This is a genomic window from Pseudoduganella sp. SL102 (assembly GCF_027856995.1).
GTDB lineage: Bacteria > Pseudomonadota > Gammaproteobacteria > Burkholderiales > Burkholderiaceae_D > Rugamonas > Rugamonas albidiflava.
This window is the reverse complement of the sequence record NZ_CP115554.1, coordinates 4695432-4721222: the sequence shown is the minus strand read 5'-3', so window position 1 is coordinate 4721222 and position 25791 is coordinate 4695432. Positions and strand designations below refer to the sequence as shown.

Here is a 25791-nt window from a genome sequence, read left to right as displayed (position 1 = left end):
GTTCGCTACGGCGCAACCTCCGCGATCGAGAACACCGCGGCGCCGTACGACGGGGAACACTGGGCGGCCGGCACGCCGTCGCAGCGCGCGGTGCCGGCGAACAGCGGGCTTGCGGTGCCCGGCACGCGGGCACCGTTGCTGGCGGTGCCGAGGTCGAACTCGCTGAACGGCGTCAGGACCTTCAGCCCGGCGCCACGGAAGTCGCGCGGCCGGTCGGACACGATGGCGACGAACTGGTTGGTGCCGGGCGGCCCGGCGGCGGTCATGCGCCACGTGGCCCGCGGCAGCGCCAGTTCGCTGCCGGCGGCGATGCGGTTGTCGGCATCGAGGCTGTTCGGGAACAGCAGCCAGAATTGCGTGCGGTCCGTGCCCACCATCAGCAGGTACACATAGCCCGGCCTGGACGAGCGGATGGCGAAGCGCAGCGGATCGACGCCGATGCGCACCTGCGCCCGTTCGATCGAGATCGTCACCGCATGGTCGCGGTTGCGGGCTTCGAACACTTCGTCGAGCGCCCGCACCGGGTCGAATGGCTGCGGCGCCGCCGGCACTGCGGAAGCAGGGTCGGCAGGTGCCGATGCGGTTGGCGAAGGCGTGGCGGCAGGCGGGGCACGCTCAGCCTCGGGCTGCGGGGCGGGCATCACCGGGCCGTCCCGGTCGGCGAGCAGGCTGGTGCCGAGCCCGATGGCCGCGGCGCCGGCCAGGACCAGGCCGCCCAGGCGCAGGCGGTGCCAGGCGGGGGCGGGCGCCGGTTTACCACGCCGCGAACCCTCGCCGTTCCCGCTCGACAGCCCCAGCAGCGCACGCAGTTCGGCGACGCTTTGCGGCCGGTCTTCCGGCTTCACGGCCAGCGCGTGGTCGATGGCGTCCAGCAGCTGCGGGCTGTAGCGGCCGGCCGCCGCCCGGCCCAGCGGCACATGCGGGTCGTCGATCATGCGCGACACGGCCGGCATGGGCGGCTTGCCCGTGATGGCCAGGTACACCACGGAGGCCAGCGCATAGAGGTCGGTCCAGGGGCCCTGCGTCATCGACGGGATGTCGGCGTACTGCTCCACGGGCGCGTAGTCGCGCTTCAGGATCACGGTGAACGCGTCGACCTTGCCGGCAATCGCGCGCCGGGCGGCACCGAAGTCGAGCAGCAGCGGACGGCCATCGTCGAGGATCAGGATATTGTCCGGCGCGATATCGCGGTGGTAGCACTGTTCCTGGTGCAGCAGTTCCAGGGCGTCGAGCAGCGGCGCCAGCAGGGCGCGCAGCCAGGCTTCGTCCGGGGGCGCGGCGCGGTCGCGCAATACCTGCTTCAGCGTGGCGCCGCGATACAGCGGCATCACCATGTAGGCGGTGCCGTTATCTTCCCAGAACCGGTAGACCTTGACGAGCGCGGGATGGTCGAACGCGGCCAGCAGGCGGGCTTCGTTGACGAAACTGCGCAAGCCCGCCTGGAACGTGTCGGCATGCCGGGGCGACTTCAGCGTGACCTGCGCGGTGCCGGCGTGCGCCGCCAGCGCCGATGGCATGTATTCCTTCAGCGCCACGGTGCGCTGCAGCGAGTGGTCGTAGGCCTGGTAGACGATGCCGAAGCCGCCCTGGCCGATGAGGCCGGCGATCTCGAACTCGGCCAGCCGGGTTCCGGAGGGCAGCGCATTGTTGGCGCTTTCCAGGATCACCAGCGGCACGGCGGCCGGCATGATGGTGCGGTCCCCGTCCCGGTCCTCGTTCATGGCGGCGGCCCGTCCGCATCGTCCAGCAGCAGGGCGAACTGGTCGGCGGCCGGCAAGCCGCGGAAACCCAGCAGCCGGGTGGCGGCGCTGGTGGTGGTGTCGCTCCACCAGAGGCTCCTGCCGGCGGCACGGGCGGCATCGGCACCATCGGCAGCCTCGGCAGCATCGGCAGCATCGGCAGAACATGAACCATCGACGCCGCCGGGACGGGCCGCGGCGCCGAGCACGTCCGCGGCCGATACGCCGGCCGGCAGGTGCAGCACCAGCGTGCCCGCCGCCCTGGCCGCCAGCCACGCCGCCAGCCCGTCGCCGGCGCGCTCGTCGATGGCGGGCAGGGCCGGGAAGGGCACTTCGGCCAGCCGCGTTTCAAGCTGCTCCGGCAGGCAGTGGATGTCCAGGCATGCCAGCGCGGCACGGTCGATGGCGGCGAACCACTCGCGCGCCGATGCCACGGTGCGCAGGATGCCCGCATGCGGCGGCACGGCGAGGGCGATCGTCAGCGGGAAATGGCGGCCCACCTTGTCGACACTGGGCATGATCGTGCCCAGCCACGCGCTGTCCCCGCACACGCCCGGCAACAGGGCGAAGTTCCACAGCGGGCCGTTCAGGTAGACGTCGAGCCAGCGATCGCCCAGGGTGGCGCGGCTGGACGCGATGCCGCGCTGCAGCCACGCGTCCCAGGGGCCGATGAAGGCTGGCGGCAGCCGGCGCGAGGCGAAATCGCCCAGCGCCGGCAGCTTGCCGTACCAGCCGGCGACCAGGGCGGGCGCCAGCGTCACAGCACACCCGGGCAGCGGAACTGTTCCAGTTCGGCCAGGCGGAACGGATTGCGCACGCTGCTGGTCAGTACCTCGAACTGGGTGCGGCGGCCGTCCACGTTGAAGGTGGCGACGAACTTCTCGGGCTGGCCCGTGCCATCCACCTGGGCCTGGTCGAACAGGCGGAACAGCGCCCAGGCGCCTTCGTACGTACGGCCCGAGGCGCCGGCCGCGCTGGGCGGCGTCACCTGCAGCCGCACCTGCGTGCTGCCGCGCGGGCCGGGCCACTGCACCTGGGCCGGCACCTGCGGGCCATGGCTGTATTTCACCAGCTGGCCATCGACATCGAGCGTGAATTGCGTGATCGACGCATCCATCATCACCGGCTTCAGTTCCAGCCGCATGCCGGCGGCCGCGCCGCCGCGGAAGAACACGTCGCGGATCACCTGGGCGCGCTGGAACTGCAGCAGCGCGCCGGACGAGCCGCCCATCGTGGCATCGCCCACCGAGCGGAAGCTCCACGGCCGCGTGTTGGTATTCACGTATTGCGCCAGGTTTTTCTGGAAGAAGTCGTCGATCATGCCGCCCGGCGCGAACAGGCGGCTGAAGTCGTCCTGCGTCACGTCGCGCGGGCTGCCCTTGGTGAACGGGTAGCGGCCCGTCACGGCGTTGTTGCAGAACTCGCCCAGCGTGGCACCCATCGCCTGGTTCAGGTTACTGCGCGTCAGGCCCAGGGCCTGGCTGGCGCTGCCCGAGGCCAGCGTGAGCAGGATCGAGCGCACCGGTTCCGGCATCAGCCCGCCCTGGGCCTTGACCTTGTTCGGCACATCGCTGGGCGGCGGCGTGTTGGCGCCCTTCAGCGCCGCTTCGGTGGCCGTCAGCAGCGTGTACAGCTCGTTGATGAGGGAAGTCGTGGCATCGATCGGCGCCGGCTGGCCCGGGCCGGCGCCGGCGACCAGTCGGCGCAGGTCGTCGAAGCGGTCGTCGACGATGCGCTCGGGCTGAGTCTCCCGGGCGGCGGCCGGCTTGACGACTTCGCTGCCGAACAGTTTCATCAGTTCCTTGCGGGTGCTCTCGACCGTATCGCCGGCCTTGTCGGCGATGCTCTTGTCCGCCGCATCGCCCTGCACCAGCGTGACCTCGCGCACGATGGCGCGCAGCAGCGCCGGCAGCGGCGAGTCCGGCATCGACAGCACGCGCGCCGTCTGGATGCTGCCCTGCAGGCTGCCGGCGCGCACCAGCTTGATATCGTCGACAAAGGCGCGCCAGATGCGCGCATAGTCTTCCAGGTACAGGCGCCGCACTTCGTCGAGCTGGCCGGCTCGCTGCGCGGGATCGGTGAAGCGGCGGTCCTTCTCGGCCAGGCCGAGCACCCAGCCTTCCTCGTCGGCCAGCTGGCCGGTCACGCGCGCGGCCTCCTTCAGGAACGCGTTGCGGTAGCCATTCACGCTGTACAGGCCGGGAACGCCGCTGGTCAGCGGCTGCCCGCTGGCACGTGCGAATACCAGCGGCGCGGCCGGGCCGGCGGCCCCCGCCACCGTGAATTCCGGCAGGTCGGCACCGGCGCCGCCGCGCTTGATGCGGTTGTAGATGCGCACCGCCAGCGGCGTGCGGGCCACGGCCTCGCGCGCGCTGGCGATCAGTTGCTGGTCCGCCGGCTGCGGCGCCGTCGGCCGTTCGCCGGCCAGCAGCGCATCGAGGTGCGACTCCAGTTCGCGGCGCTGCTCCAGCGTCACGCTGCGCGGCAGTGAGCTTTCCCAGTCGGCCGTGATGAAGGCTTTCAGCGCCGCGCCCTGGAAATGGCGCGGCTGGTGCAGCATGATGTAGGCCTTCAGCGCTTCGTACAGCAATTCCGGATTGCCGCCGGCGCCCTGCAGCTGCTGGCGCACGCGTGCTTCCAGGCGCGCCAGGAACACGTCGCGCAACAGGTTGCGGTAGGCCGTCTGCGCGGCGGACGCCAGCTTGTCGCCCTGGTACAGGCCCGCGCCCATCGCGAACGGCGCTTCGCCCGGTGCCTGGCCGGGCACGTTGGCCAGGTCGCGCACCGTGCGCAGCACCGGCAGCAGTTCCACCACGTCGGCGCTGCGGTTGGCTTCCAGCGCCCGCACCTGCTGCGAAATCGCATCGAGGCGCTCCTGCACGCCAGCCACGTAGGCGCGGTTGCCCGCATAGCTGACCGCCCACGCCACGATCATCCCGGCCGCCAGCAGGGCGGCCACCGCGAGCGCGCCCAGCTGCACCAGCGCGCGGCGCCGTTCGCGGCGCAGGTTGGTGCCGGCCAGCCCGGCTTCCTGGAACACCACGTCCTTCAGCAGGCGCGTGATGAAGAAGCTCTTGCCGGTGGGCGACTGCGGCGGCAGGATCTTGCGGTCCAGCTGCAGGGCGCGCCCCACGCCGCCCAGCATGCGGTCGATCGGGCTGCCTTCCTGGGTGCCGCTGGTGAAGTACACGCCGCGCAGCAGCGGCCGTTCGGCGAAGCGCGAATCGCTGACGATGCCCTCGACGAACTCGCCGAGGGTGCCCTTCAGCGCCGCGAACTGCTGGGGAAACAGATAGAGCTGCGCGCGTTTCTGCGGGTCTCGTTCGGCCTGCATGCGGTCGACCAGGCGGGCGTTGAGGCGTGCCTCCAGCGCTGCGAATTCGTTGCCGAAATCGGGCGCCGTATCAGCCGGGCCTTCGTTCTTGCCATCAGTCTTGCCCGCGCTTCGCGCCGCACCCGTTGTGGCGTCTTTCCCGGCCGCGTCCCGGATCGGGAAGGTCATGCCCCACACCTGGGCGCGGTCCTCCTTGCCCAGCTCGCCGAAGAATTCCATGAAGCCGGGCAGCAGGTCGAGCTTGGTCACCAGCAGGTACAGCGGGAAGCGTATGTCGAGCTCCTCGTGCAGTTCGTGCAGACGCTTGCGTAGCGTGGCGAGGTGGGCGGCCCGCTCGTCCGGGGACTGGCCGAGCAGGTCGGGCACGCTCAGCGTCAGCAGCGCGCCGTTGATCGGCCGGCGCACGCGGTACTTCTTCAGCAACTGCAGGAAGCCGGTCCACGCCGCGCTGTCCGTCTTCTGGTCGCTTTCCTGCGTGGTGTAGCGGCCGGCCGTGTCCAGCAGCACGGCTTCGTCGGTAAACCACCAGTCGCAGTTGCGCGTGCCGCCCACGCCGCGGATCGCTTCGCGGCCGAACTGCCCGCTCAGGGGGAATTGCAGGCCCGAATGCACCAGCGCGGTGGTCTTGCCCGAGCCGGGCGCGCCGATCAGGATATACCAGGGCAGTTCGTAGACCCATTGCCGGCCCAGGCTGGCCAGCCAGCGCCCCGGTGCGCCGGGCTTGCCGGTGAGGCGTGCCTTGCGCAGCACGTCCACCGCGCCCTCGAAACGCTTGCGCAGCGTGGCCAGTTCCTCGGCGGCCATGGTGTCGCCGGGGCTGGCAGCGGCCGGCGCCTGTTGCAGCAACCCGTTCATCAGGCTGGCATTGGCGCGCCGGGCCTGCCACAGTTTCCACAGCGCCTTGCCCACGTAGACCAGCACGACGAGGCAGATCAGCGCGAGCCGGATGCGGGCCGGTTCCAGCGGCCGGTAGCCGGCGATGGCGACCAGCGGCCCGACATGCCAGATCAGCAGTGCGAAGGCGGCCAGGCCCAGCCCGGTGGTCACGCGGCGGTGCAGCAGCAGGGAGAGCAGGCTTTTCATGGCTCAGTTCCCGGCCGGGACCAGCACGATTTCCACGCGGCGGTTGCGCGCGCGGCCTTCGGCGGTGGCATTGTCGCCGACCGGCCGGGCTTCGGCCTGGCCTTCGGCGCTGTAGCGGCCCGCCGGCGGCGCCTTGCCGGCGATCAGCCCGGCCACCGTGCGCGCCCGTTCCTGCGACAGGTGCCAGTTCGACGGGAAACGCGCCGAGCGGATCGGCTGGTTGTCCGTATAGCCGATCACCGGCACCGAGCCCGGCACGGCCTTCGGCGCGGCGGCGATGCGGTCCAGCACGGCGTGGTAGGGCGCCGACACGGTGGCGCTGCCGGGCGCGAACAGGCCGTCGCCGCGCAGCGTCACCACGCTGCGGCCCTGTTCGTCGCGCACGGCGACCAGGGATTGCTCGATTTCAGGGCGCAGGAAGCCGGCAAGGCGGGGCACCAGGGCAGGCGCGGGGGCCAGGGCGGGCAGGGCGGCGACCGCCACCGGGTCCGGCCTGGCCTCCAGCGCCAGGATGCCGGTGAACACCGGGTCGGAGCGCGCGTTCAGGAAATAGCTGAAGCCCAGGTAGGCGCCCAGCATGGCCAGGCCGAGCACGCCCAGCGCGGCCCACAGGGGCAGCGCGGCCAGCAGCGCCTTGCTCTGCACGGCCACGCCCTGCCAGCGCGGGGACAGGTCGCGTTCGTACTCACCGCGCACCTTGCGCAGCAGCAGGGCCAGCCGTTCGCGCAAGGCTTCCAGCTGCGCGCGGCCATTGTCCAGCACCCGGTAGCGGCCCTCCAGGCCCAGCGCCAGGCAGACGTACATCAATTCGAGCAGGTCGCGGTGCTGGTCCGGTGTTTCGGCCACCTTCGCCAGCAGCTGGAAGAATTTCTCGCCGCCCCACGCCTCGTTGTGGAAGGTGACCAGCAGGCTGTCCCTGGCCCAGCTGCCGGAGCCGCCCCACGGGGTGGAGGCCGCCGCCTCGTCGAGCAGCGTGCACAGCGCATAGCGCGCCGCGATCACCTGTTCCATGGGGATGCCGGCGGCCCTGGCGCGCCGCTCGAATTCGCGTATCTGCTGGGCGAGGAATTCGCGCACGCCGGCCGGATCCGGATGCTGCAGCGTGGCGCGCAGTTGCGGCACCACGCCCAGCAGCGGATTGGCGGCGGCCACCAGCGGATTGAGGCCGGACACCTCGGCCGGCGGTACGTAGCCGGCGCCGGCCACCCCGGCCGCCGCGGCGCCCGGGCCGGCGCCGGCGCGCTGCCGTGCCGCCTGCGCATGCGCCCGGCCGCCCGGCGTGGGTATCACCACGGTATGCTCGGAGTCCGGCAACGCGAATGGATCGTCGTGGCTCATGATCGCCCCTTACTTTCCCAGAATTCCCCAGAATTCCAGTTCCAGGCCGGGAAAATCCCCGGCGATGTGCATGGCCAGCCCGCCGGAGTGCTCCAGCTGGCCCCATAATTCGCCGCTGCGCTCCAGCTCGAAGTAGTTGAACCCCGCGTGGTAGGGAATCTGGCGCGGCGCCACCGGCATCGAGCGCAGGGCGATGCCCGGCAGGGCCAGGTTGACGAGATCGCGGATCCGTTCGACCGGGCCGATCTTCACGTGGCTCGGGAAGCGCGTGCGCAGTGTTTCGGACGGCATTTGCGCATTCACCGCCAGCACGAAGCTGGCGCTTTTCAGCAGGCCGCGGTCGGGCAGCACGGCCAGGCGCACGCCGTACTTGCGGTCCTGCAGTTCGATGGCGATCGCGCTCCGCTGCAGCACCATCGACAGCGAGGCCCGCAAGTCCGCCATCAGCGGCGTGAACGAGTACCGGAGGTCGTCGTGCCGGTATTCGGGATAGGCAGGGGGACGGCGGTCCGCGCGGCTGAACGTGGCCAGGTCGCCGGCCAGGCCCAGCATGGCGGCGAACAGCCGTTCCGGATGCAGCGCCGGCATCTGGCGCAGGTGCGCGAACAGCGGCTGGTAGCGGTTGACCGTCTGCAGCAGCAGGAAGTCGGCGATTTCGGCCACGCCGCCGCGCCCCGGCTGGCCCAGCTGCGTGTCCAGTTCGTTGCCGCGCTGGTGCAGCAGGCCATGCACTTCGTCGCAGTAGCGGGACAGCGTGACGCTGGCCTGCAGCGCCAGCGCCGGCGCGATGTACTGCCGGTCCAGCTGCAACGCGTTGTCGGCCCGCCGCTCCGCCACGCGCGCCACGCCCACGCACGCGTAGGCATCCGTGGCATCCTTCCCCAGCAGCAGGCGCAGCTGCAACTGGCCCACTTCGATGGGCACGGCGCCCTGCGCCGTGCTGTCGTCCACCTCGACGATGCCGACGCTGAAGCGCGCCAGGCCGTCCGCGGTAGTGTTGTGGTTCGTGCCATCGTTCGTGCCATGGTTCGCGCCATTGTGGCGGGCCGCGTGGTAGTCGGATTCCCGGCCGCCGCGCCGGCACAGGGGCACGGCCAGCACCACCGGCTGGTCGCGCGCATCGGCCGGGATATCGAGCGGCGCCGGGGCCGGATGGGTGAACGGAAAGTCGAACGGCGTGCCATCCGGGAACAGGCCGCTGGCAGACGCCAGCGCCACCTTGCCCAGCGCCAGCGCCGTTTCGTCGAGCTCGAGCCGCGTGAAACCCCAGCCGTAGGGCAGCGTGGGGCGGGCCCGGGCTTCGATCAGCCTTTCGAGGTAGCGGTCATGCTGCTGAAAGTGCTGGGGTTGCAGGAACATGCCTTCCGACCAGATGACTTTGCTTTCCCACGACATGGTGCTGATCCTTGTCTCCAGGCTTGCATGCTGGGTAGGGCGGGCCGGGACCCGCTACTTGTCCGAGATCGTGATGCGGCGCTGCTGCACGCCGATGGCGACGGGCGTGGTGGCGCGGGCACGCACGGCGATGCTGCCGCGCCACGACGACCGGTCGAGGTCGCGGAAGCCGGCCACCACCGCCACGTGCAGCGCGCCGTCCTGTAGCCGCCGCTCGAAACGCCTGCTTTCGCCCGGCTGCAGCACGAATTCCTCGTCCGACAGCAGGTCGGCGCCCAGCGTTTCCCGGCCCTTTTCAAACAGCGAAAAAAAATCCGCCTTCTCGAAAGTAGCCAGGTTCTTCAGTTCGAACAGGCGCACGACGACGGGCGAGGCGCGGCCGCCGGCATCGGGGTTGGCATCGGCCGCCACGGCGATGGTGGCCTGGATCACGGTCGGCGGCGCCGGTGGCGGCTCGGCCTTCGGCGCGCCCGCGCAGGCGGACAGGAGAACGGCCAGCAGCGCGGCGGAAAATGCAGGCAACGCACGAGTCAGCGAATTGAAGAGCGGGCCGCGTTGCGAATCACGTCGCCGCCCGGGTGGCGCACCGGGCGCGGCAGTGGGGAGATGCGGGTGCCTGGCCATCGTGTTCTCCTGTCGCCGACATCAGGAACTGCGCTCATGGAAGCCGCAAGGGACGCATGCATACGCATGTATACGCATGGGCGCGCATGGCGGCACCTGGGCGGCGCATGGCGGCACATGAGGGCATGAGGGCTTGCAGAGATCCAGCCCGTGAATGATTATACGAGCGGAATGCCCGTTGCGGATCGGGGTGTGGCCGGAAAAGCCACACCGCCGGGCGGCGCCGCTCAGTTGCGGCCGAGCAGCCGGGTGTGCAGCAGTTCGCGTTCCGCCGGCGCGGGCGATTCCCGGTAGCCGAACTTGCCGGCCACCAGTGTCGCCACCGGCAAGCCATCGCGGAACAGCACACGGTTGCCGGCCAGCGCGGGCACTTTGTCGCCGGGCAGCAGGACGCCGCACAGGTTCAGCGGGTCGGCACCCGACACCAGCACCAGGCCGCCGTCGTGCGGCCGGCGCCGCATCTCGCGCAGCAGCGGGATCGCCTCGGGCAGCGCGAACTGTTCGCCGGACAGGCCGGCCACGAAGCGCCCGCCGCGGATCTCGCCGCGCGCTTCGAGCCGGTGGTAGACCGGCAGCAGCTCCCGCCACGCCGGCAGCCATCCCGGTTCGCGTTCCAGCAGGTGCCAGAACATCACGCCGTAGCGGCGCAGCAGCGTCATCGCGATGTGTTCCAGCGTGGCCGGTTCCGTGCGCGGGCGGCGTGACGGTACCGGCCGCGGCGCCGGCGCGGCGGTGGAGCCGCGCTCGGTGACCGTCACGCCGTCGGCGCGGCGCACCAGCGCCCAGCGGCCCGCTTCTTCCATGGTCGGGCCGGCACCGCGGCGGCGCCGCCGGTCCAGCGTGTTGCGCTTGCTGGCCGGTGCCAGCATTGCGCGCAGGCCGGCATAGCTGTCGGCGTTGACGAGGCCGGTGGCCACCAGTTCGCCCAGCGCATCCTCCAGCTCGGCCGGCAGCAGCCGGGCATCGTGGGCCAGCTCATCGAAGAACATCGCGCCATGGCCGCGCAGCGCATCGAGCACGCGCATGGCGCGCGAGGACACCTGCACCTCGCTGGCCACCGCCGGCAGCGCGTGCCACAGCGCCAGTTGCCGCCGCGGCAGCAGAACCAGCGGCGTGCCGCGCACCGGGCCGCCGCTGGCGCTGGACGGCGCGCCGACACGCGTCCACACGATGCGGCCGGCGCGGCACAGGTCGTCGAGCCAGGTCATCGAATAATCCTTCACCCGCGTGGCCAGCAGCTCGCTTTCCCAGGCGCCGGCTGCCGCCTCGAACCCTTCCAGCTGGGCCAGCGCCTGCGGCAGCGCGTCGCTGCCCTGCAGGCGCGTGTCGTCGCTCACATGCTGCCACTCGAACAGGAAGCGCATGAAATCCTGCCGCTCCACCGGTTCGATCTCGCGCCGCAGGCTCTTGATGGTATAGCGGTGGATGCGTGCCAGCAGGTGCCGTTCGCACCATTCCTCGCCCGCCGCGCCGGGCGTGAAGCGGCCGCGCATCACGTAGCCTTCGCTCTCCAGCGCCGCCAGCGCGACCGCCACCGTGCTGTCCGGCAGGGCCAGCGACGCGGCGATGGCGGCTACCGGTTGCGGACCGAAGCCGGACAGGCGGGCGCGCAGCAGTTCCACCAGCGCCGCATCGCGCGTCCACGCGTCGTCGCCGTTGCGCGCGAGGCGCTCCGGCATCGCCAGCGGCGGCGCCGCCACGGCATCCGGATAAGCGGCCTGCAGGCAGGCCAGCCGCTCCAGCGCCACGTAGAAATCGGGCCCGCCGCCTTGCAGCCGCGTGGCGCGCCCGCCGGCCACCAGCGCCGCCAGCCATGTTTCCCAGCCTTCGTTGGCGGCCGCCTCCGCACGCGTGACGCAGGCCAGCGCCACCAGCGCCTCGTGCATCTCGTCGCCCGCCTTGTCGCTGTCGCGCACCCGCGGCCAGGCTTCCTGCGCCACCGCGTCGATGGCGCCGGCATCGAGGGCGCCCAGGTCGCCGGTGGACGCCGGATCGGTCCAGCGGCGGTTCAGCACCGCCTGGGTACGGCGCTCTTCCAGCGGGGCATCGTCGAGGAAGGCGTAGGGACGGGCGTTGAGGATTTCCATCGCCAGCGGCGACGGCGCCGGCAGGTCGCGCGACAGCAGCCGCACCTCGCCCGCCTCGATCCGCCGCAGCAGCGCCAGCCAGCCTTCGCTGTCCATCGCTTCGTGCAGGCAGTCGTCCAGCGTCTGGTCGACCAGCGGGTGGCTGGGCAGTTCGCGCTCGCCGACGATGTTTTCCAGGCACGCGGCGCCGTCCGGGAACACGGCGGCCAGCATGTCGTCGCTCTTCATCCGCATCAGCTGCGGCGCCACCTTGCGCCCGCCGGCGAAGCGGGGCAGGGCCAGCGCCGTCGTCGCGTTCCAGCGCCAGCGCACGTTGAACAGCGGCGCATCGAGCAGCGCCTGCACCAGCACATGCTCGGCCGTTGCCGGACGCAGGTAGCGCCACACTTCATCGAGCGGAAAACTGTGGCTTTCGGACAGCGACAGCACGATCGCATCCTCGGTGGCCGCCGCCTGCAATTCGAAGTTGAAAGTACGGCAGAAGCGCTTGCGCAGGGCCAGCCCCCAGGCCCGGTTGATGCGGCTGCCGAACGGCGCATGCAGCACCAGCTGCATGCCGCCTGATTCGTCGAAGAAGCGTTCCATCACCAGCGTGTCTCGGGTGGGCAGCGCCGCCAGCGCCGCGCGGGCACGGGCCAGGTAGTCGACCACCTGGCGCGCCGCGTCGTCGCCCAGGCCCAGGTGTTCGGCCAGCCAGCCGATCGCGTGGGCCACTGCTTCCTCGCCGTCGTCCCGCTCGCCCAGCAGCCGGTCGATCTCGCCGCGCAGCCGCGCCACGCCGATCGACAGCTCATCGCTGCGGCCCGGCGCCTCGCCCAGCCAGAACGGGATGTTGGGCGCGGCGCCATGGGCATCCTCCACGCGCACCTTGCCGGCCTCCACCCGCACGATCCGGTAGGACGTATTGCCGAGCTGGAAAACATCACCGGCCAGGCTTTCCACGGCAAAGTCCTCGTGCACCGTGCCGACGTTCTGGCCGCCCGGTTCCAGCAGCACCGTGAAGTCGGCATTGTCCGGGATCGCGCCGCCGGAGGTGACGGCCGTCAGCCGCCCGCCGCGCCGGGCCCGCACCGTGCCGCTGACGGCGTCGCGGTGCAGGTAGGCGCCGCGTACGCCCTGGCGGCTGTGGAAGCCTTCGGTGAGCATGCGCAGCACGGCGTCGAAGCTTTCCCGCGCCAGCGCCGCATACGGCATCGCCCCCCGGACCAGGTCGAACAGGGCATCCTCGTGCCACTCGCGGCCGCCCACCTCGGCCACGACCTGCTGGGCCAGCACGTCCAGCGGGGCGAGCGGCACACGCAGCGTATCGAGTTCGTCGCGCCGCACGCAATCGAGCAGGGCGGTGCACTCGACCAGGTCGTCGCGCGAGGTCGGGAACAGCCGGCCTTTCGGCAGGCCGCCAACGTGGTGGCCGGAGCGCCCGACCCGCTGCAGGAACGCGGCGATGCTGCGCGGCGAGCCGATCTGGCAGACCAGGTCGACGTCGCCGATGTCGATGCCCAGTTCCAGCGAGGCGGTGGCCACCAGCACGCGCAACTCGCCCCGTTTCAGCCGCTGCTCGGCGTCCAGCCGGAATTCCTTGGCCAGGCTGCCGTGGTGGGCTGCCACATGCCCCGCACCCAGCCGGTCGGCCAGGTGGCGCGCCATCCGCTCGGCCATGCGCCGCGTGTTGACGAAGACCAGCGTGGTCCGGTGCAGCACCGACAGTTCGGCCAGCCGGTCGTAGACGCGCTCCCACACGTCGTTCGGCATCACCGCTTCGAGCGGGACGGGCGGCAGTTCCAGGCCCAGGTCGCGCGCCCGCACGTGGCCCACGTCGACCACCTCGCAAGGGCGCCCGGTGCCGGCCAGGAATTGCGCCACGGTGTGCAAGGGCTTCTGCGTGGCCGACAGGCCGACCCGCACCGGCGGCACGCCATGCGGCGCTCCGGGCCCCTCCGCGCGCAACGCGGCCAGCCGCTCCAGGCTCAGCGACAGGTGGCTGCCGCGCTTGCTGCCGGCCACCGCGTGGATCTCGTCGACGATCACCGTGCGCACGGTCGACAGCATGGCCCGGCCGCTGTCCGAACCCAGCAGCACGTACAGCGACTCGGGGGTGGAGACGAGGATGTGCGGCGGCCGCTTGCGCGCGGCGTTGCGCTCGGCCTGCGGCGTATCGCCGGTGCGCACGGCGCTGCGGATGCCGTGCGGCGGCAGGCCCAGCGCCGCCAGTTCGCGGTCGATGCCTTCCAGCGGCGCCAGCAGGTTGACGCGGATATCGTTCGACAGTGCCTTCAGCGGCGAGACGTAGAGCACCCGGGTTTCATCCGGCAGCGGCGTTGCGCTGCTTTCGCGCACCAGCGCATCGATCGCCGCCAGGAAAGCGGTGAGGGTCTTGCCGGATCCGGTGGGCGCGGCGATGAGCGTGGTTTTTCCTGCGGCGATCAGCGGCCAGGCGCGCCGCTGTGCCTCGGTGGCGCCTTTCGGGAACGCCGCGGCGAACCAGGCGGCGACCGCGGGGTGGAAGTCGTGGCGCGTGCGCGGCCTTGATGCCATCGGCGTGCCGGCTTACTCGCCGTGGAATTCGTCGGCGTTCGAGAACAGGTCCCACGAGGCGATGAACAGCGCCGCGATCACCGGCCCGATGACGAAGCCGTTCAGGCCGAACAGCGCCATGCCGCCGATGGTCGACAACAGCACGATGTAGTCGGGGAGCTTGGTGTCCTTGCCCACCAGCAGGGGGCGCAGCAGGTTGTCGACCAGGCCGATGACGACCACGCCGAACGTCGTCAGCACCACGCCCTGCCAGATCGCGCCGGTGATCAGGAAGTAGATCGCCACCGGGCCCCAGATGATGGCCGCGCCGACCGCCGGGAGCAGCGACAGGAAGGCCATCACCACGGCCCACAGCAGCGGACCCGGCACGTCGAGGAACCAGAAGATCGCGCCGCCCAGCGCGCCCTGCGCCATCGCCACCAGCACGTTGCCCTTGACGGTGGCGCGGATCACGGTGGTGAAGTTGTCGAACAGGGGCTTCTTGTAGCGCGAGGACAGCGGTACCGCGCGCTTGATGCGCGCGGCCAGCGTGCGCCCGTCGCGGAACAGGAAGAACAGCAGGTACAGCATGACGGTCGTGCTGACGAGGAAGTCGAAGGCATTGCGGCCGAAGTTGATCGCATAGCGCGCGGTCGCCTGGCTGATCTGCGCCGCGGCGGCGGTCAGCTTGGCCTGCAGCGAGGTCAGGTTGGTCAGTTCGAAGCGCTCCAGCAGCGACAGGGCCCAGGAAGGCAGCGCGCCGATCACCTGCTGGAACATCCTGCCGAAATCGATCTGCCCCGTTTCGATCATGCCGTACACGGTGGCGGCCTGGTCGACCAGCGACGCGGCGATCATCGCCAGCGGCATGATCACCATCAGCAGGATCACCACCAGGGCCAGCAAGGCGGCCAGGTTGGGGCGGTTGCCGAGCGCGTTCAGCAGGTGTGCGTAGAGCGGCGCGAAAACGATCGAGAAGACCACCCCCCAGAACACGGCGCCGGAGAACGGCAGCAGGATCCAGAAGAAGGCCAGCGTGACGATGCCGAGGAGGAGCAGGAACGAGGATTGCGGCAGAGTGTATCGCTTCATGACTTGTATTGATGGCTGATTATTATTGTGAGCGGGTCGCGTAAGGGACCACGGGGTGCCCCATCATAGCCGAACGGACAAGCTTTCCGGCGGCGGCATGCGGCGGGCGCGCCAATCGTGCGCATTGGCTTTCCTTCCTCTGGTCATAATGACAAGATGCGACTGTCCGCCGTGCCCGGAGAACCGATGCTGCCATGTGACGACACACCGCTTGCCCCCTCGCCGTCCGGCGCGGCCGCCGCATGGAGGCTGCCGTGACGGAAGGGGAACCGGTCAGCTGTCACGATTGCGGCGCGCTGCACCGCTGGCGGCCGCTGGCCGATGGCCAGCGGGCCCGCTGCACCCGTTGCGGCAACGTGCTGTACCGCTGGTACGCGACCGGGCCGGCGCCGACGCCCGCATCGATGGTGGCCGTCACGATGGGCGCCGTGCTGGTGTACCTGATCGCGCAGTGCTTTCCCATCGTCGAACTGGAAATGAATGGCCTGACCTCGGGCGCCACGCTGCTGCAGGCCATCGGCGTGCTGTGGAACGAGCGCATGGAGGTGATCGCCGCCATGGTGTTCTTCTTCGTGGTGGCATTTCCCGCGCTGGAACTGGGCGCGCTGCTGTACGTGTCGGCCGGGCTGCTGCGCGGGCGCCGCGTACCCGGCTTCCACCTGCTGCTGCGGGTGGTGCAGGGCGCGCGCCACTGGGCGATGACGGAAGTGCTGATGATCGGCATCCTCGTCACCGCCATCAAGATGACCAGCATGGCGCGGGTGATACCCCATCCCGGCCTGTTCGCGTTTGGCGCGCTGACGATCCTGGGCGCGGTAGCGCTGCGCTACGAACCGCGCGCGCTGTGGGGGCTGGGCGAGCGGTTCGCCCCCCGGCATGGTTCCACAGCCCCGGCTTCCGCCCCCGCGCCTGCCGCCCCGGGCCAGCCGATCGACTGCCATGCGTGCGGCCTGCTCAATGGCGGCGCGTGCGAGGGGCGCCATTGCCGCCGCTGCGGCGCCGTGCTGCACCGGCGCATCCCCAACAGCATCACGTGGACCTGGGCGCTGCTGGCCGCGGCCGCGCTGCTGTACGTGCCGGCCAACATCCTGCCCGTGATGTACACGGAATCGCTCGGCGGCACCGGCGGCGACACGATCATGAGCGGCGTGGCGCTGTGCTGGAACACCGGCTCGCCCGGGCTGGCCATCGTGTTCTTCGTGGCCAGCGCGCTGGTGCCGGTGTCGAAGCTGCTGGCGCTGGCGCTGCTGGCCGGCACCGCGCAGTGGGGATCGCGCTGGGCGCCGGCCGGCCGCACCCGCCTCTACCGGGTGGTGGAATTCATCGGCCGCTGGTCGATGCTCGATATCTTTGTCGTCACGCTGACCGTGGCGCTGGTGCGCTTCCAGGCGCTGGCCGTGATCACGGCCGGCCCGGGCGCACTGGCGTTCGGCTGCGTGGTGATCCTGACGATGATCGCTTCGAGCCGCTTCGACCCGCGGCTGATCTGGGATCCGCTCGACAGCGCGGCACCCCGCGGCCGCATCGGCGGAGAAACCGACGGAGAAAACAACGGAGAAAGTAACGGAGAACTACATGCCTGAGCAAGACCTGCCGCCACCCGCCGTCGACCGGCCCAGCCGCTGGCTGCCCTCGCTGATCTGGCTTATCCCGGTGCTGGCGGCCATCATCGGCGCCACGCAGGTGGTCAACTGGATGACCAGCCGCGGGCCGACGATCACCGTCAGCTTCGCCACCGGCGAAGGCCTGGAGGCGGGCAAGACCAAGGTCAAGTACAAGGATGTCGACATCGGCGAAGTGGTCGCCGTCACGCTGGGCGAGGATGCCAACCGGGTCGACGCGAAGATCCAGATGGCGCGCGAGGCCCGGCGCTTCGCCGCCGAGGACACCCGTTTCTGGGTGGTGCGCCCGCAGATCGGCGCCAGCGGCGTGTCGGGCCTGGGCACGCTGCTGTCCGGTCCCTATATCGGCGCGGCGCCGGGCAGCAGGGAAACCACCACCAGCGTCTTCAAGGGGCTCGACACGCCGCCGGCCGTGCCGCCCGGCCTCAAGGGACGCGAATACCGGCTGCATGCGGACAGCCTGGGATCGGTCGGCATCGGCTCACCCGTCTACTACCGCCGCCTGCGCGTGGGCCAGGTGGCATCCTTCGAACTGGACCGGGAAGGCGACGGCATCGACATGTCCGTCTTCGTCGAAGACCGCTATGTGGGGTTCGTCGGCACGGACACGCGCTGGTGGCATGCCAGCGGGGTCGACCTGCGGCTGGACGCCGCAGGCTTCAAGCTGAACACGCAGTCGCTGGCCGCGCTGGCCACGGGCGGCATCGCCTTCGAGTCCGGCAACGGGCGCAAGCCCGCGGCGGCGGCGCCGGCCGGTACCCGCTTCATCCTCGCCGAGGACCGCGCCGCGGCACTGCGCGCGCCCGATGGCCCGGCCGTGGCGGCGGTGCTGTACTTCGACCAGTCGCTGCGTGGCCTGGTGCCGGGCGCGCCGGTCGACTTCCGCGGCATCGTGCTGGGCGAGGTGCGCGCGGTCGGCGTGGAATTCGACCGCGTGCGCAGGGTATTCCGCATGCCGGTGACGATCGACCTGTACCCGGGCCGGCTGGGCAAGCGCTTCCTGGACGCGTATTCGGGCGACGTGCAGGCCGGCCACGACACCATGGCGCGCATGATCGGGCGGGGGCTGCGCGGCCAGCTGCGCACCGGCAGCCTGCTGACCAACCAGCTGTACATCGCGCTGGACTTCTTCCCCAACGCGCCGAAGGCGGCGCTGGTGGTGGAACCGGACCGGCTCGTGCTGCCCACCGTGCCCGGCTCGCTGGACGAACTGCAAAGCCAGCTGCTGAGCATTGCCCGCAAGCTCGACAAGGTGCCCTTCGACGAGATCGGCGCGAACCTGAACCGCACGCTGGCGCAGGCCAACACCACGCTCGAGAAGCTGGGCACGACGATCGAGCGCGTCGACGGCGAGGTGCTGCCGGAAGTGACGGAGACGCTGGCCTCGGCCCGTAAAACCTTTGCCAGCGCGGAAAGCCTGCTGGCGCAGGATGCGCCGCTGCAGTCCGACCTGCGCCGCACCTTGCAGGAAGTGACGCGCACGATGGAATCCATCGATGCGCTGGCCGAGTACCTCGAACGCCATCCGGAATCGCTGATTCGCGGCAAACCGCAGGAGAAGAAAAAATGAACCGTGCCCTCGCATCCTGCCTGGCGCTGGCGGCCGGATTGCTGGCCGGCTGCGCGGCACCGCCGGCCGACCATTTCTATACGCTGTCCGGCGGCGCCACGCCAGCGCCAGCGCCAGCGCCGGCACCGGCCGCGGCCAGGATGTACATCGAAATGCTGGCCGTGAACATCCCGGCGCAGGTGCAGCGCAACCAGCTCGTTGTCGGTACGGGCGGGGAAGGGCGGGTCGAGGTGCTGGACCAGCACCGCTGGGCCGGCCCGCTGGCCGACGAAATCGGCGGCGCGCTGTCGCAAGAAGTCACGGCGCGGCTCGGCGCGATCGATGTCTACCGCACGCCGGCGCCCGATGGCGCGGCGGTGTACCGGATCAGCACCAATGTGCAGCGCTTCGAATCCGTGCCGGGCAGCCATGCCCTGGTCGATGCCGTGTGGAGTGTGCGGCAGGTGGGCAGCGGCACCGTGCTGACCTGCCGCAGCGTGCTGCGCGAGGAGGCCGGTGCCGGCTACGAAGGCGTGGTGGCGGCGCACCGGGCGGCGCTTGGCAAGCTGGCGGAAGCGATCGCCGCCGGCGTGCGGGATCGGGAGAGTGGCGGGCAAGGCGGCGGGCAGGGCGGTTGCTGAGCCGGATGCCCGCCCGAGTGACGGGGTGTGCGAGCGTCTCGCTCACTGACCAAGAACGCGTAACAAAACCGGTCGGTTGTCCTGAGAGCAACAGTATCGTACACTGAGCCATTGCGACCGGCTGCTTTCGGCCCAGAAGCGGACTTCTAGCACGCAGAATTCCTTATAGAACAGATTCCAAGGATTAGTACCTCGCAAGCGCTGAATAATAAAAATATGAAGCTTTCCGGCTGGCTCTTTATCTTGAGTTCGCTGACTCTTGGCTTTTTTACATTTTCCCGATCGGCTGACAAGATTGCCTCGATTTCATGGCCATTTACGTATGGAACAGTGTTGAGCAGTGATATCTATCAACGGGCGGGCCGCTCAACCGATTGGTGCGTCCGACTACGATACCGATATTCCGTCGACGGGAGGATATACGTGTCGAACCGGCTTTCTACGTCTTTGGCTGGAAATGCTGGCTGTGATCGTACCAAAGCATTGATCACTGCTCAGCTCCAAAAAATTCAACCGGGAAACCACATAAAAGTTCGATACGACCCGATCAGCCCCAAGATCGGGATCATCTACACCGATGGCCTTGATGTACTGGACTATTTTTTTGCCTGCCTCGTGCTTGTATTGCTTGCAGGCGGTCTGTGGCAGGTGATGCGTCAGTCCGCTTAAGGCTGCCTAACGGAACCTGCCGCTTGTCCTGGACGCAACCACCACGTACACTTTGGCAATGCGATCGGCCGCTTTCGGACAGGAGCCGACCTTCACTGCATCGCGAAGCGACCAGATGCCAACACTTTAAAAGACTATTTAGAACAAACCTCATCATGGAATTAATGCAATGGCTTGCCCTCTATCGACCATTGTTCGCAGTGCTCCTGATAGGGGGCAGCGTCATCAATAACCTGCTTTACATTCGTCACGTTGGTAGCGGCAGGACAAAGCGAGATAGATTTGGGTATTTCCGGTACTTCTGGCGGCTCTCCCTGGCAGGTAATCGAGACGGGCGGATTGCGATGTTTTTATTGTTTGTGATCGGAGCTTCAGGGACTCTCCTTACAGGCACACTGTTTGTGTGAGTAGTTCACTGAAGTTCCATCAACTCGGGTAGCTATCTGCTATGGAGCAGAAGTTGCGGTCGTGACAGTCTGTATCTATCCGGCTTGTCGGCCTGTTACGCCAGCGAACGGCCGAGTTTAGCTAGGTGCAGTTAATCGTAAGAGGTTGTTTTGAGGAGGATAGGCTTCTGTCACAAGAGGGGATTCATCGGTCTTGCAACCAAGTTACGCGAATTGATGAGCTTCTCATTGGTAATTCCTGAATCCTCAATCCTCATTCAATGTGAAGGAATGAAATGTTTGTAGCGATCTTAAGTGGTGCCGGAGCGGGAGCAGGTGCCGGGACAGCACTTGCTGTTGCTCTCGGTGACTCGATTTTGGGATTTGCACTTGGAATTGGAATTGGCATTGCAACGGCGACATCACTCGCTTTAGCAACGCGAAACAGTAAGCCTACGTAAGCTGATTATGCGTCCGCTTTGGGGCGGGAGCCGCCCGTCGTGACAGTCTCTGCCTTTTCCCGGTCTGCGACTTGGTATGCTGCGGCGAACGGTCGAGTTTGGCCAGAAGCCCCTGTTCGACATCGCCCTACCTTGCTTTAAGCTTATTTGCTTTCAGTAAGACATTTTCGTTCGCAGGTGAACGAATTTTCGTGCACTCGATATGCTTACAGTAAGCCTGTCCCTGACTTCGCCTGTCATCTATTGGGAGCGCTATGGAACAAAGTTATATCGCAATCTTGCTCGGCGCGTTGGTATTAGCCGGCGTAGCAAAACTGGTCCTGTCCGCTGGGCAATCCCATATATTAACAATCGACTATGCCAAGATCACTGATCCCAGGCAATTGCACCGCTGGGCCGCCAAGTGGCTCTCTAGAGCTGCTATTGCCACAGCCTTGCTTGCCTTGGCCGCGCTTTTCGCGCCGTCGTACGCCGAGCTGTTTCTAGCACTGTTCTGTATTCTAGTGCTAGCCACGGCGGTGATAATCGTGCTTGGCGCACGAAAGTTCCGGGACGCATGAGGCAACCGGGGCGATATGCGGTTTCTGCCACCCTTGGCACGGTTGAATTCCGTTACCACGAGAATGCTGAACCGTCCGAAAGTGCTTATAGCACTAAGATTATTGGAAGAGTGGGGATGTACATGCGAAAGCGTGGCGAGTCGAGGGTGCAAAGGTCGGCTCTGGGGCGGAAGCGGGCGTACATGGCCGCTGTCCGCGCACAAGATGACGGCCGTTTTCACTGTCGGACTGATGCAATGGCCCAAGCACTTCTCCCCGACGACCTTTGGTCCCTTATTTGGTCCCTTATAGAGTCCCACCTGCCTGCTCACAGTCGCTCGCCGAAAGGGGGCGACCGCGGATCAACGATCGTGCAGCCCTGACCGGCGTTCTGTTTGTTCTCAACACTGGATACCTTGGGAATTCCTGCTGCGTGAACTTGGGTGCGGCAGCGGCATGACGTGCTGGCGTCGCCCTCACCAATGAATGCAAGCCGGTGTTTGGCAACGCGACCACGTGGTAGTCCTGCGGCGCCTTCGAGAGTATGACCAGATCATGTGGGATCGAGCCTGCGTTTCGCTTGCGTGCTCACTCATCTGTTGGAGATACGTTGAGAGGTTTTGTCAGCGTACCAAGAGTAACCAGACCGCTGATCAGTATTCCGCCGCAATGAATATTATCCATTCATGACTTCTGCCGTATGCAACAGGTCAGTGTACTCCCGAACTTCGGCGATCTTTCCGTCTCGAATCCGGAACAGAATGTGATACTCGTTCTCATATATTTTCCCGCTTCTTGTTTCTCCCAGCGAGCGAGCTTCCGCAGCGACGATATCGCCCTCCGCAATTGAGCTCTTCAACTGCATTGCCAGCCGGCCGTCGAAAAAGGCGAAGAGATCGTTGAATACCGGCCGCATTTCTTCTTTCGTCCGCAATCCGGAAATAGCTGACAAGTGCGGTTTCCCGTTGACCCACCAGGTCGCGTCATCGCTCATCATGTCAAGAATCTCGTTCACGCCACCTTATTGAAAGTGGCTGAAGAAGAGTTTGACGAGATTCTTGTTTGCAGTGATATTCATGAGTACTTCCTCGATTCAAGATGGGCCAGGACGGCTGGTTCTCGCCGGTCGGGCGTGTTCTGCCTGCCCGGAATTGGCAGAGCGTTGTCCACTGCAGCTTGTGTGGCTACTTCAGATTCCTGTCATTGCGGCCTGAGAGGTGTAATGAAAGACCGGTTTGACCAGGGAGAATGTCGCTCCGCAAGGTCAGCGCCGGGATATCGTAATCGCCCTTGTTCTGAGGACGGAACGCGATGGGATCCGCGCTGAAGAGAGTGTCGAGACGTTGTCCGAGTTCGTCGCAGATGCGAGCAAACCTGCTCTCATCTGTGCTGCCGGTTCGGTACACCACGAACGGCGGCAGGACGTCGAAGCCCGGATAGAACAGAATACCGTGCTGGATCGGGTAGAGCATGTCGTTGATCGGACCGTTGATGCCACGCGGGCCGTAGTGTGATTCCCAACCACCTGCTGTCACCATGAGCATGGCCCGCTTTCCAGCCAAGGTGCCCTCGCCAAAACGGTCTCCCCAGTGTGTGTCGGAATGCTCGCCAACGCCATAGGCGAAGCCGAACGCATATACCCGCTCTATCCAGCCTTTCAAAATCGCCGGCATGGAATACCACCACAGCGGGAACTGGAGAATCACCGCATCGGCCCACAACAGCTTCTCTTGCTCGCGGGTGATGTCTTCACTTTGAAAGCCGTTCTCGAAAGCATGCCTGGATTCGAAGGCCACGTCGAACCGGGTCGTGGACAGCCGTTGGGTGGTGTCCGCGGCATCGACAATGGCTTTCCATTGCATACCGTACAAATCCGACACTTGCACGAGGTGTCCAGCGCTTTTCAAGCGCTGTACGGCGAAATCTTTCAGCGCTCCGTTCAGGGACCTGGATTCCGGATGCGCATGGATGAGAAGAATGTTCATGAGTGATCTTTAGGCGTTAACAGAAGCGACAGGATAGGCTCCCCTCAGGTATATTAAAAATGAATTGTCAATATACGAGCTATTAAGATGATTAATTTGAGAAGCCTCGACTTGAACCTGCTGGTCACCCTCGACGTGCTGTTGGCTGAGCGGAATGTCACGCGCGCAGCCCGGCGCCTTAACTATTCACAGCCCTCCGTCAGCGTTCACCTTGCCAAGCTCAGGGATATTTTTGGTGATCCGCTCCTGCTGCCTGGTCCGCGTGGCATGCAGGCGACCGCGAGAGCTGAGGAGTTGCGCCAGCCATTGCGCGAAGCGCTGGAATCGCTGGAGCGCGCAGTAACGCCAGGCCGCCCGTTCAACCCGGCCGAGTCCGAACACACCTGGCGCGTCGCTGCTTCGGACTCCAGTGGGGCGACCATCCTTCTACCGGCGATGACCGCTATCCGGGCGGCAGCGCCCGGAACCCGGCTTGCAGTACTGGACCTGGTACCGTCACACATTGCTAAACAAGCTGAACAGGGGGAAGTGGACCTCGCCTTCCATACTGAAGAAGGCTCCCCTCCCGGACTGCGCCGTCGCAAGCTTTTCGCAGAGCGCTATGTACTTGCCGGTAGAGCGGGGCATCCGCGTTTGCGCGCGCGACTGACGCTGGCGGAGTTCTGCGAACTGGAGCATGTCATGATGTCGCCGGATCGCGGCGGCTTCCATGGCGCGACTGACGATGTGCTGGCCAACGCCGGATTGAAGCGCAAGGTGGTCCTTTCCGTTCCACACTTTTTACTCATGCTGTCCGTCCTGGCCAGTACCGACCTCGTGGCGATGTTGCCCTCGCGTCTGGTGCGCAATACGCAAGCACTGCAGGTTATCGAACCGCCGTTGGATGTTCCCGGCTATGACATGGTCATGCTCTGGCATGAGCGTTCTCATCGGGATCCTGCGCATCAGTGGTTGCGGGAAATCATCGCAACGCTGGCATGAAGGGATGGGTAGCCTGCAGCCCCCAGAGAAAACTTCTCGACTCAAGCTGCGCACTGCCGGAGCGACTCATGCCGCGCCCTCGCCGAGGTTCTGTCAGGCGCTCTAAGCCTTGCCTGGCCCGCCGGACAGCCGCTGGCAATCCGGTGCCTCGGCAGGTGCCTGCGTGGTCGCCGCCGCGATGTCGGCGGGTGCACAGCGCAGCAGCGGATAGGGATTGATCGCGCCGCCGATGTCGTACACGCCGTAGTGCAGGTGCGGCGGGGTGCCTTTCGCGTTGCCCGAATCGCCGACATAGCCCAGCACCCGCCCGGCCTGGATGCGCGTGCCTTCTGCCACGTCCGCATAGCGGTCGAGGTGGGCGTAGTAATGGCGCTGGCCACCCGGCCCCAGCACCCACACCACCAGGCCGCCGAGCCGATTGGTGCCCACCTGGGTGACGATCCCCTCGGTACTCGACAGCACGGGCGTGCCGCGCTTTGCAAAGATATCGATGCCTTCGTGCTTGCGCCCCGCGCCGCGTGCGCCACCCCACGTGTCGCGCAGCGCCCGTGCCCGAACTCCCTCGACCGGCACGGGGAGCGTGCGCGGCTTCGGCATCGCCACCAGGCGCATCGGATACAGGGCCCGTTCGATGGCCGGCGCCGCCAGTTCGTAGCCCAGCATGAGGAGCACGGCAGCAAGGAGGGTCAGCAGGAGCGTTCGCATGTGGCGTTTGTCTGGTCGAAGATAACCGCCAGGTGGGGGCGCGCCGCCGCGTTCCCAGGTTTTTCGTGTCTAGTGCCGCCGGGCCGGCTGTTCCGGAGTGCTCTACTGTGACAAAAAAGACACGAAAAAGCCGCTGGGAACATGGATTGTTTGATAACGCTATCATCCTTCAACCTCATCCATGCATCCCGATTTACTATTTACCATGCGCCGGCGATTCATCAGGACCCCGCCGGTGCACGGGTTCCGACCTTTAGGGACGAAGGCGGCGGCAAGTCGCACCGGCTGGATGCGACGTGCTGCCGCTGGCAATCCACCCGGTGTCGGGCTAAATGTGTTAGCGCTATCATCGATCGATCCATCTCGTCCTGGCATGTCTGTGCCTGGCAGCATGGCCACGAGCCACGCTTTGCCGGGCCAGCGTGAGACCAGTACGGGCTTTACGATAGGAGCACTTCTTCAATGCCACTACCCATCCTGCGCCGCGTGCTGCTCGGCGCCGCTTTGCTGGCCGGCTTCGCGCAACAGGCCGGCGCCACCATCACCACCTTCACCGGCGACACGACCGGCGGACCGACCTGGGACCGGATCAACGAGAGCCCCGGCAACTGGCCCTTCTATGAGCCGGTTCCCGACACCGCGTACCGGGCCTACGACGTTCATGCCCTCGAGTACCTGGACGACATCAACTTCGCCACCACGTGCGCCTTCGATTGTTCGATGTACATCTACACCGGAACGTTCGACCCGGCCAATCCCACGGCCAACTTCCTCTTTGCGAACGGCTATGGGGCTTCCGACAGCTCGGCATACTTCCACGGCCCGCTGGAAGAGGGGCACTACACGATCCTCGTCACGGGCGAGGACGCCACGACCTTCGGCTTTTTCAGCACCACCGTCTCCGCCATCGGCGCGTACGAGATCACCCCGCTCAATCCCGTGCCGGAACCTTCGACCTGGCTGATGCTCGGCGCAGGCCTGGCCGGCCTCGGTGTCGCCGCGCGCCGCCGCGCCGGAGCATCCATCCACACCGCAGCCTGACCAGGA

Annotated in this window: 18 protein-coding genes; 7 read left to right on the top strand and 11 right to left on the bottom strand. The window is 67.3% G+C overall.

The genetic code is table 11. The features are described 5' to 3' along the window. Positions 1 to 5: 5 nt before the first annotated feature. The 8 genes from OU994_RS19945 to OU994_RS19910 form a co-directional block, all read right to left on the bottom strand. The gene (locus OU994_RS19945; RefSeq protein WP_281607348.1) at positions 6 to 1721 is read right to left on the bottom strand and encodes a serine/threonine-protein kinase; all 1716 of its coding nucleotides are present in this window, start codon (positions 1719 to 1721) and stop codon (positions 6 to 8) included. Then, the gene (tagF, locus tag OU994_RS19940) at positions 1718 to 2500 is read right to left on the bottom strand and encodes a type VI secretion system-associated protein TagF (RefSeq protein ID WP_281607347.1); all 783 of its coding nucleotides are present in this window, start codon (positions 2498 to 2500) and stop codon (positions 1718 to 1720) included. The genes OU994_RS19945 and tagF overlap by 4 nt, the downstream gene beginning before the upstream one ends. After that, positions 2497 to 6156, bottom strand: a complete 3660-nt coding sequence (gene tssM / locus OU994_RS19935; protein WP_281607346.1) for a type VI secretion system membrane subunit TssM — start codon at positions 6154 to 6156, stop codon at positions 2497 to 2499. The genes tagF and tssM overlap by 4 nt, the downstream gene beginning before the upstream one ends. A gap of 3 nt (positions 6157 to 6159) precedes the next feature. Continuing rightward, positions 6160 to 7494 carry a DotU family type VI secretion system protein gene (locus tag OU994_RS19930; RefSeq protein ID WP_281607345.1) on the bottom strand — a complete coding sequence of 445 codons (1335 nt, stop codon included), beginning with the start codon at positions 7492 to 7494 and terminating at the stop codon, positions 6160 to 6162. A gap of 9 nt (positions 7495 to 7503) precedes the next feature. Continuing rightward, entirely contained in the window at positions 7504 to 8889 is a 1386-nt protein-coding gene (gene tssK, locus OU994_RS19925; protein ID WP_281607344.1) for a type VI secretion system baseplate subunit TssK, read from the bottom strand. Between the two features lie 54 nt (positions 8890 to 8943). After that, positions 8944 to 9411 carry a type VI secretion system lipoprotein TssJ gene (gene tssJ, locus OU994_RS19920; RefSeq protein WP_281607343.1) on the bottom strand — a complete coding sequence of 156 codons (468 nt, stop codon included), beginning with the start codon at positions 9409 to 9411 and terminating at the stop codon, positions 8944 to 8946. Positions 9412 to 9740: 329 nt separating this feature from the next. Then, positions 9741 to 14135: a DEAD/DEAH box helicase gene (locus OU994_RS19915; protein ID WP_281607342.1), complete on the bottom strand. Its 4395-nt coding sequence runs from the start codon at positions 14133 to 14135 to the stop codon at positions 9741 to 9743. Between the two features lie 12 nt (positions 14136 to 14147). Further along, positions 14148 to 15206, bottom strand: a complete 1059-nt coding sequence (locus OU994_RS19910) for an AI-2E family transporter (RefSeq protein WP_281607341.1) — start codon at positions 15204 to 15206, stop codon at positions 14148 to 14150. 254 nt (positions 15207 to 15460) lie between these two features. Here OU994_RS19910 and OU994_RS19905 point away from each other — a divergent pair, with 254 nt between their 5' ends. From OU994_RS19905 to OU994_RS19885, 5 genes are all read left to right on the top strand, one after another. Then, on the top strand, positions 15461 to 16789 hold the full coding sequence (locus tag OU994_RS19905; protein ID WP_281607340.1) for a paraquat-inducible protein A: 1329 nt from the start codon (positions 15461 to 15463) through the stop codon (positions 16787 to 16789). Beyond that, on the top strand, positions 16782 to 18398 hold the full coding sequence (locus OU994_RS19900; protein ID WP_281607339.1) for an intermembrane transport protein PqiB: 1617 nt from the start codon (positions 16782 to 16784) through the stop codon (positions 18396 to 18398). Before OU994_RS19905 ends, OU994_RS19900 begins: the two co-directional genes overlap by 8 nt. Beyond that, positions 18395 to 19018 (top strand): membrane integrity-associated transporter subunit PqiC, encoded by a 624-nt coding sequence (locus OU994_RS19895; protein WP_281607338.1) that lies wholly within the window; start codon positions 18395 to 18397, stop codon positions 19016 to 19018. The genes OU994_RS19900 and OU994_RS19895 overlap by 4 nt, the downstream gene beginning before the upstream one ends. 216 nt (positions 19019 to 19234) lie before the next feature. Beyond that, positions 19235 to 19687, top strand: a complete 453-nt coding sequence (locus OU994_RS19890) for a DUF3592 domain-containing protein (RefSeq protein ID WP_281607337.1) — start codon at positions 19235 to 19237, stop codon at positions 19685 to 19687. 1101 nt (positions 19688 to 20788) lie between these two features. Next, positions 20789 to 21094 carry a hypothetical protein gene (locus tag OU994_RS19885; protein ID WP_281607336.1) on the top strand — a complete coding sequence of 102 codons (306 nt, stop codon included), beginning with the start codon at positions 20789 to 20791 and terminating at the stop codon, positions 21092 to 21094. Between the two features lie 655 nt (positions 21095 to 21749). On the opposite strand, the gene OU994_RS19875 is transcribed toward OU994_RS19885, so the two are convergent. After that, positions 21750 to 22088 (bottom strand): nuclear transport factor 2 family protein, encoded by a 339-nt coding sequence (locus tag OU994_RS19875; protein WP_281607335.1) that lies wholly within the window; start codon positions 22086 to 22088, stop codon positions 21750 to 21752. Positions 22089 to 22257: 169 nt separating this feature from the next. Beyond that, positions 22258 to 23058, bottom strand: a complete 801-nt coding sequence (locus OU994_RS19870; protein ID WP_281607334.1) for an NAD(P)H-dependent oxidoreductase — start codon at positions 23056 to 23058, stop codon at positions 22258 to 22260. A gap of 87 nt (positions 23059 to 23145) precedes the next feature. Here OU994_RS19870 and OU994_RS19865 point away from each other — a divergent pair, with 87 nt between their 5' ends. Continuing rightward, positions 23146 to 24039: a LysR family transcriptional regulator gene (locus OU994_RS19865; RefSeq protein ID WP_281607333.1), complete on the top strand. Its 894-nt coding sequence runs from the start codon at positions 23146 to 23148 to the stop codon at positions 24037 to 24039. Between the two features lie 102 nt (positions 24040 to 24141). Here the strand turns inward: OU994_RS19865 and OU994_RS19860 are convergent, their stop codons facing one another. Beyond that, the gene (locus OU994_RS19860; RefSeq protein WP_281607332.1) at positions 24142 to 24744 is read right to left on the bottom strand and encodes a M23 family metallopeptidase; all 603 of its coding nucleotides are present in this window, start codon (positions 24742 to 24744) and stop codon (positions 24142 to 24144) included. Between the two features lie 462 nt (positions 24745 to 25206). Between OU994_RS19860 and OU994_RS19855 the strand changes: the two genes are divergently transcribed. Continuing rightward, positions 25207 to 25785, top strand: coding sequence for a PEP-CTERM sorting domain-containing protein (locus tag OU994_RS19855; protein ID WP_281607331.1), 579 nt, complete (start codon positions 25207 to 25209; stop codon positions 25783 to 25785). Positions 25786 to 25791 lie beyond the last annotated feature (6 nt).

Coding starts and splice junctions, on each gene's coding strand:
- OU994_RS19870 (WP_281607334.1), bottom strand. CDS start 23,058: ATGAACATTCTTCTCATCCATGCGCATCCGGAATCCAGGTCCCTGAAC.
- tssM (WP_281607346.1), bottom strand. CDS start 6,156: ATGAAAAGCCTGCTCTCCCTGCTGCTGCACCGCCGCGTGACCACCGGG.
- OU994_RS19890 (WP_281607337.1), top strand. CDS start 19,235: ATGAAGCTTTCCGGCTGGCTCTTTATCTTGAGTTCGCTGACTCTTGGC.
- OU994_RS19900 (WP_281607339.1), top strand. CDS start 16,782: ATGCCTGAGCAAGACCTGCCGCCACCCGCCGTCGACCGGCCCAGCCGC.
- OU994_RS19930 (WP_281607345.1), bottom strand. CDS start 7,494: ATGAGCCACGACGATCCATTCGCGTTGCCGGACTCCGAGCATACCGTG.
- OU994_RS19910 (WP_281607341.1), bottom strand. CDS start 15,206: ATGAAGCGATACACTCTGCCGCAATCCTCGTTCCTGCTCCTCCTCGGC.
- OU994_RS19945 (WP_281607348.1), bottom strand. CDS start 1,721: ATGAACGAGGACCGGGACGGGGACCGCACCATCATGCCGGCCGCCGTG.
- OU994_RS19860 (WP_281607332.1), bottom strand. CDS start 24,744: ATGCGAACGCTCCTGCTGACCCTCCTTGCTGCCGTGCTCCTCATGCTG.
- OU994_RS19865 (WP_281607333.1), top strand. CDS start 23,146: ATGATTAATTTGAGAAGCCTCGACTTGAACCTGCTGGTCACCCTCGAC.
- OU994_RS19855 (WP_281607331.1), top strand. CDS start 25,207: ATGCCACTACCCATCCTGCGCCGCGTGCTGCTCGGCGCCGCTTTGCTG.
- OU994_RS19885 (WP_281607336.1), top strand. CDS start 20,789: ATGGAACAAAGTTATATCGCAATCTTGCTCGGCGCGTTGGTATTAGCC.
- OU994_RS19915 (WP_281607342.1), bottom strand. CDS start 14,135: ATGGCATCAAGGCCGCGCACGCGCCACGACTTCCACCCCGCGGTCGCC.
- OU994_RS19895 (WP_281607338.1), top strand. CDS start 18,395: ATGAACCGTGCCCTCGCATCCTGCCTGGCGCTGGCGGCCGGATTGCTG.
- tssK (WP_281607344.1), bottom strand. CDS start 8,889: ATGTCGTGGGAAAGCAAAGTCATCTGGTCGGAAGGCATGTTCCTGCAA.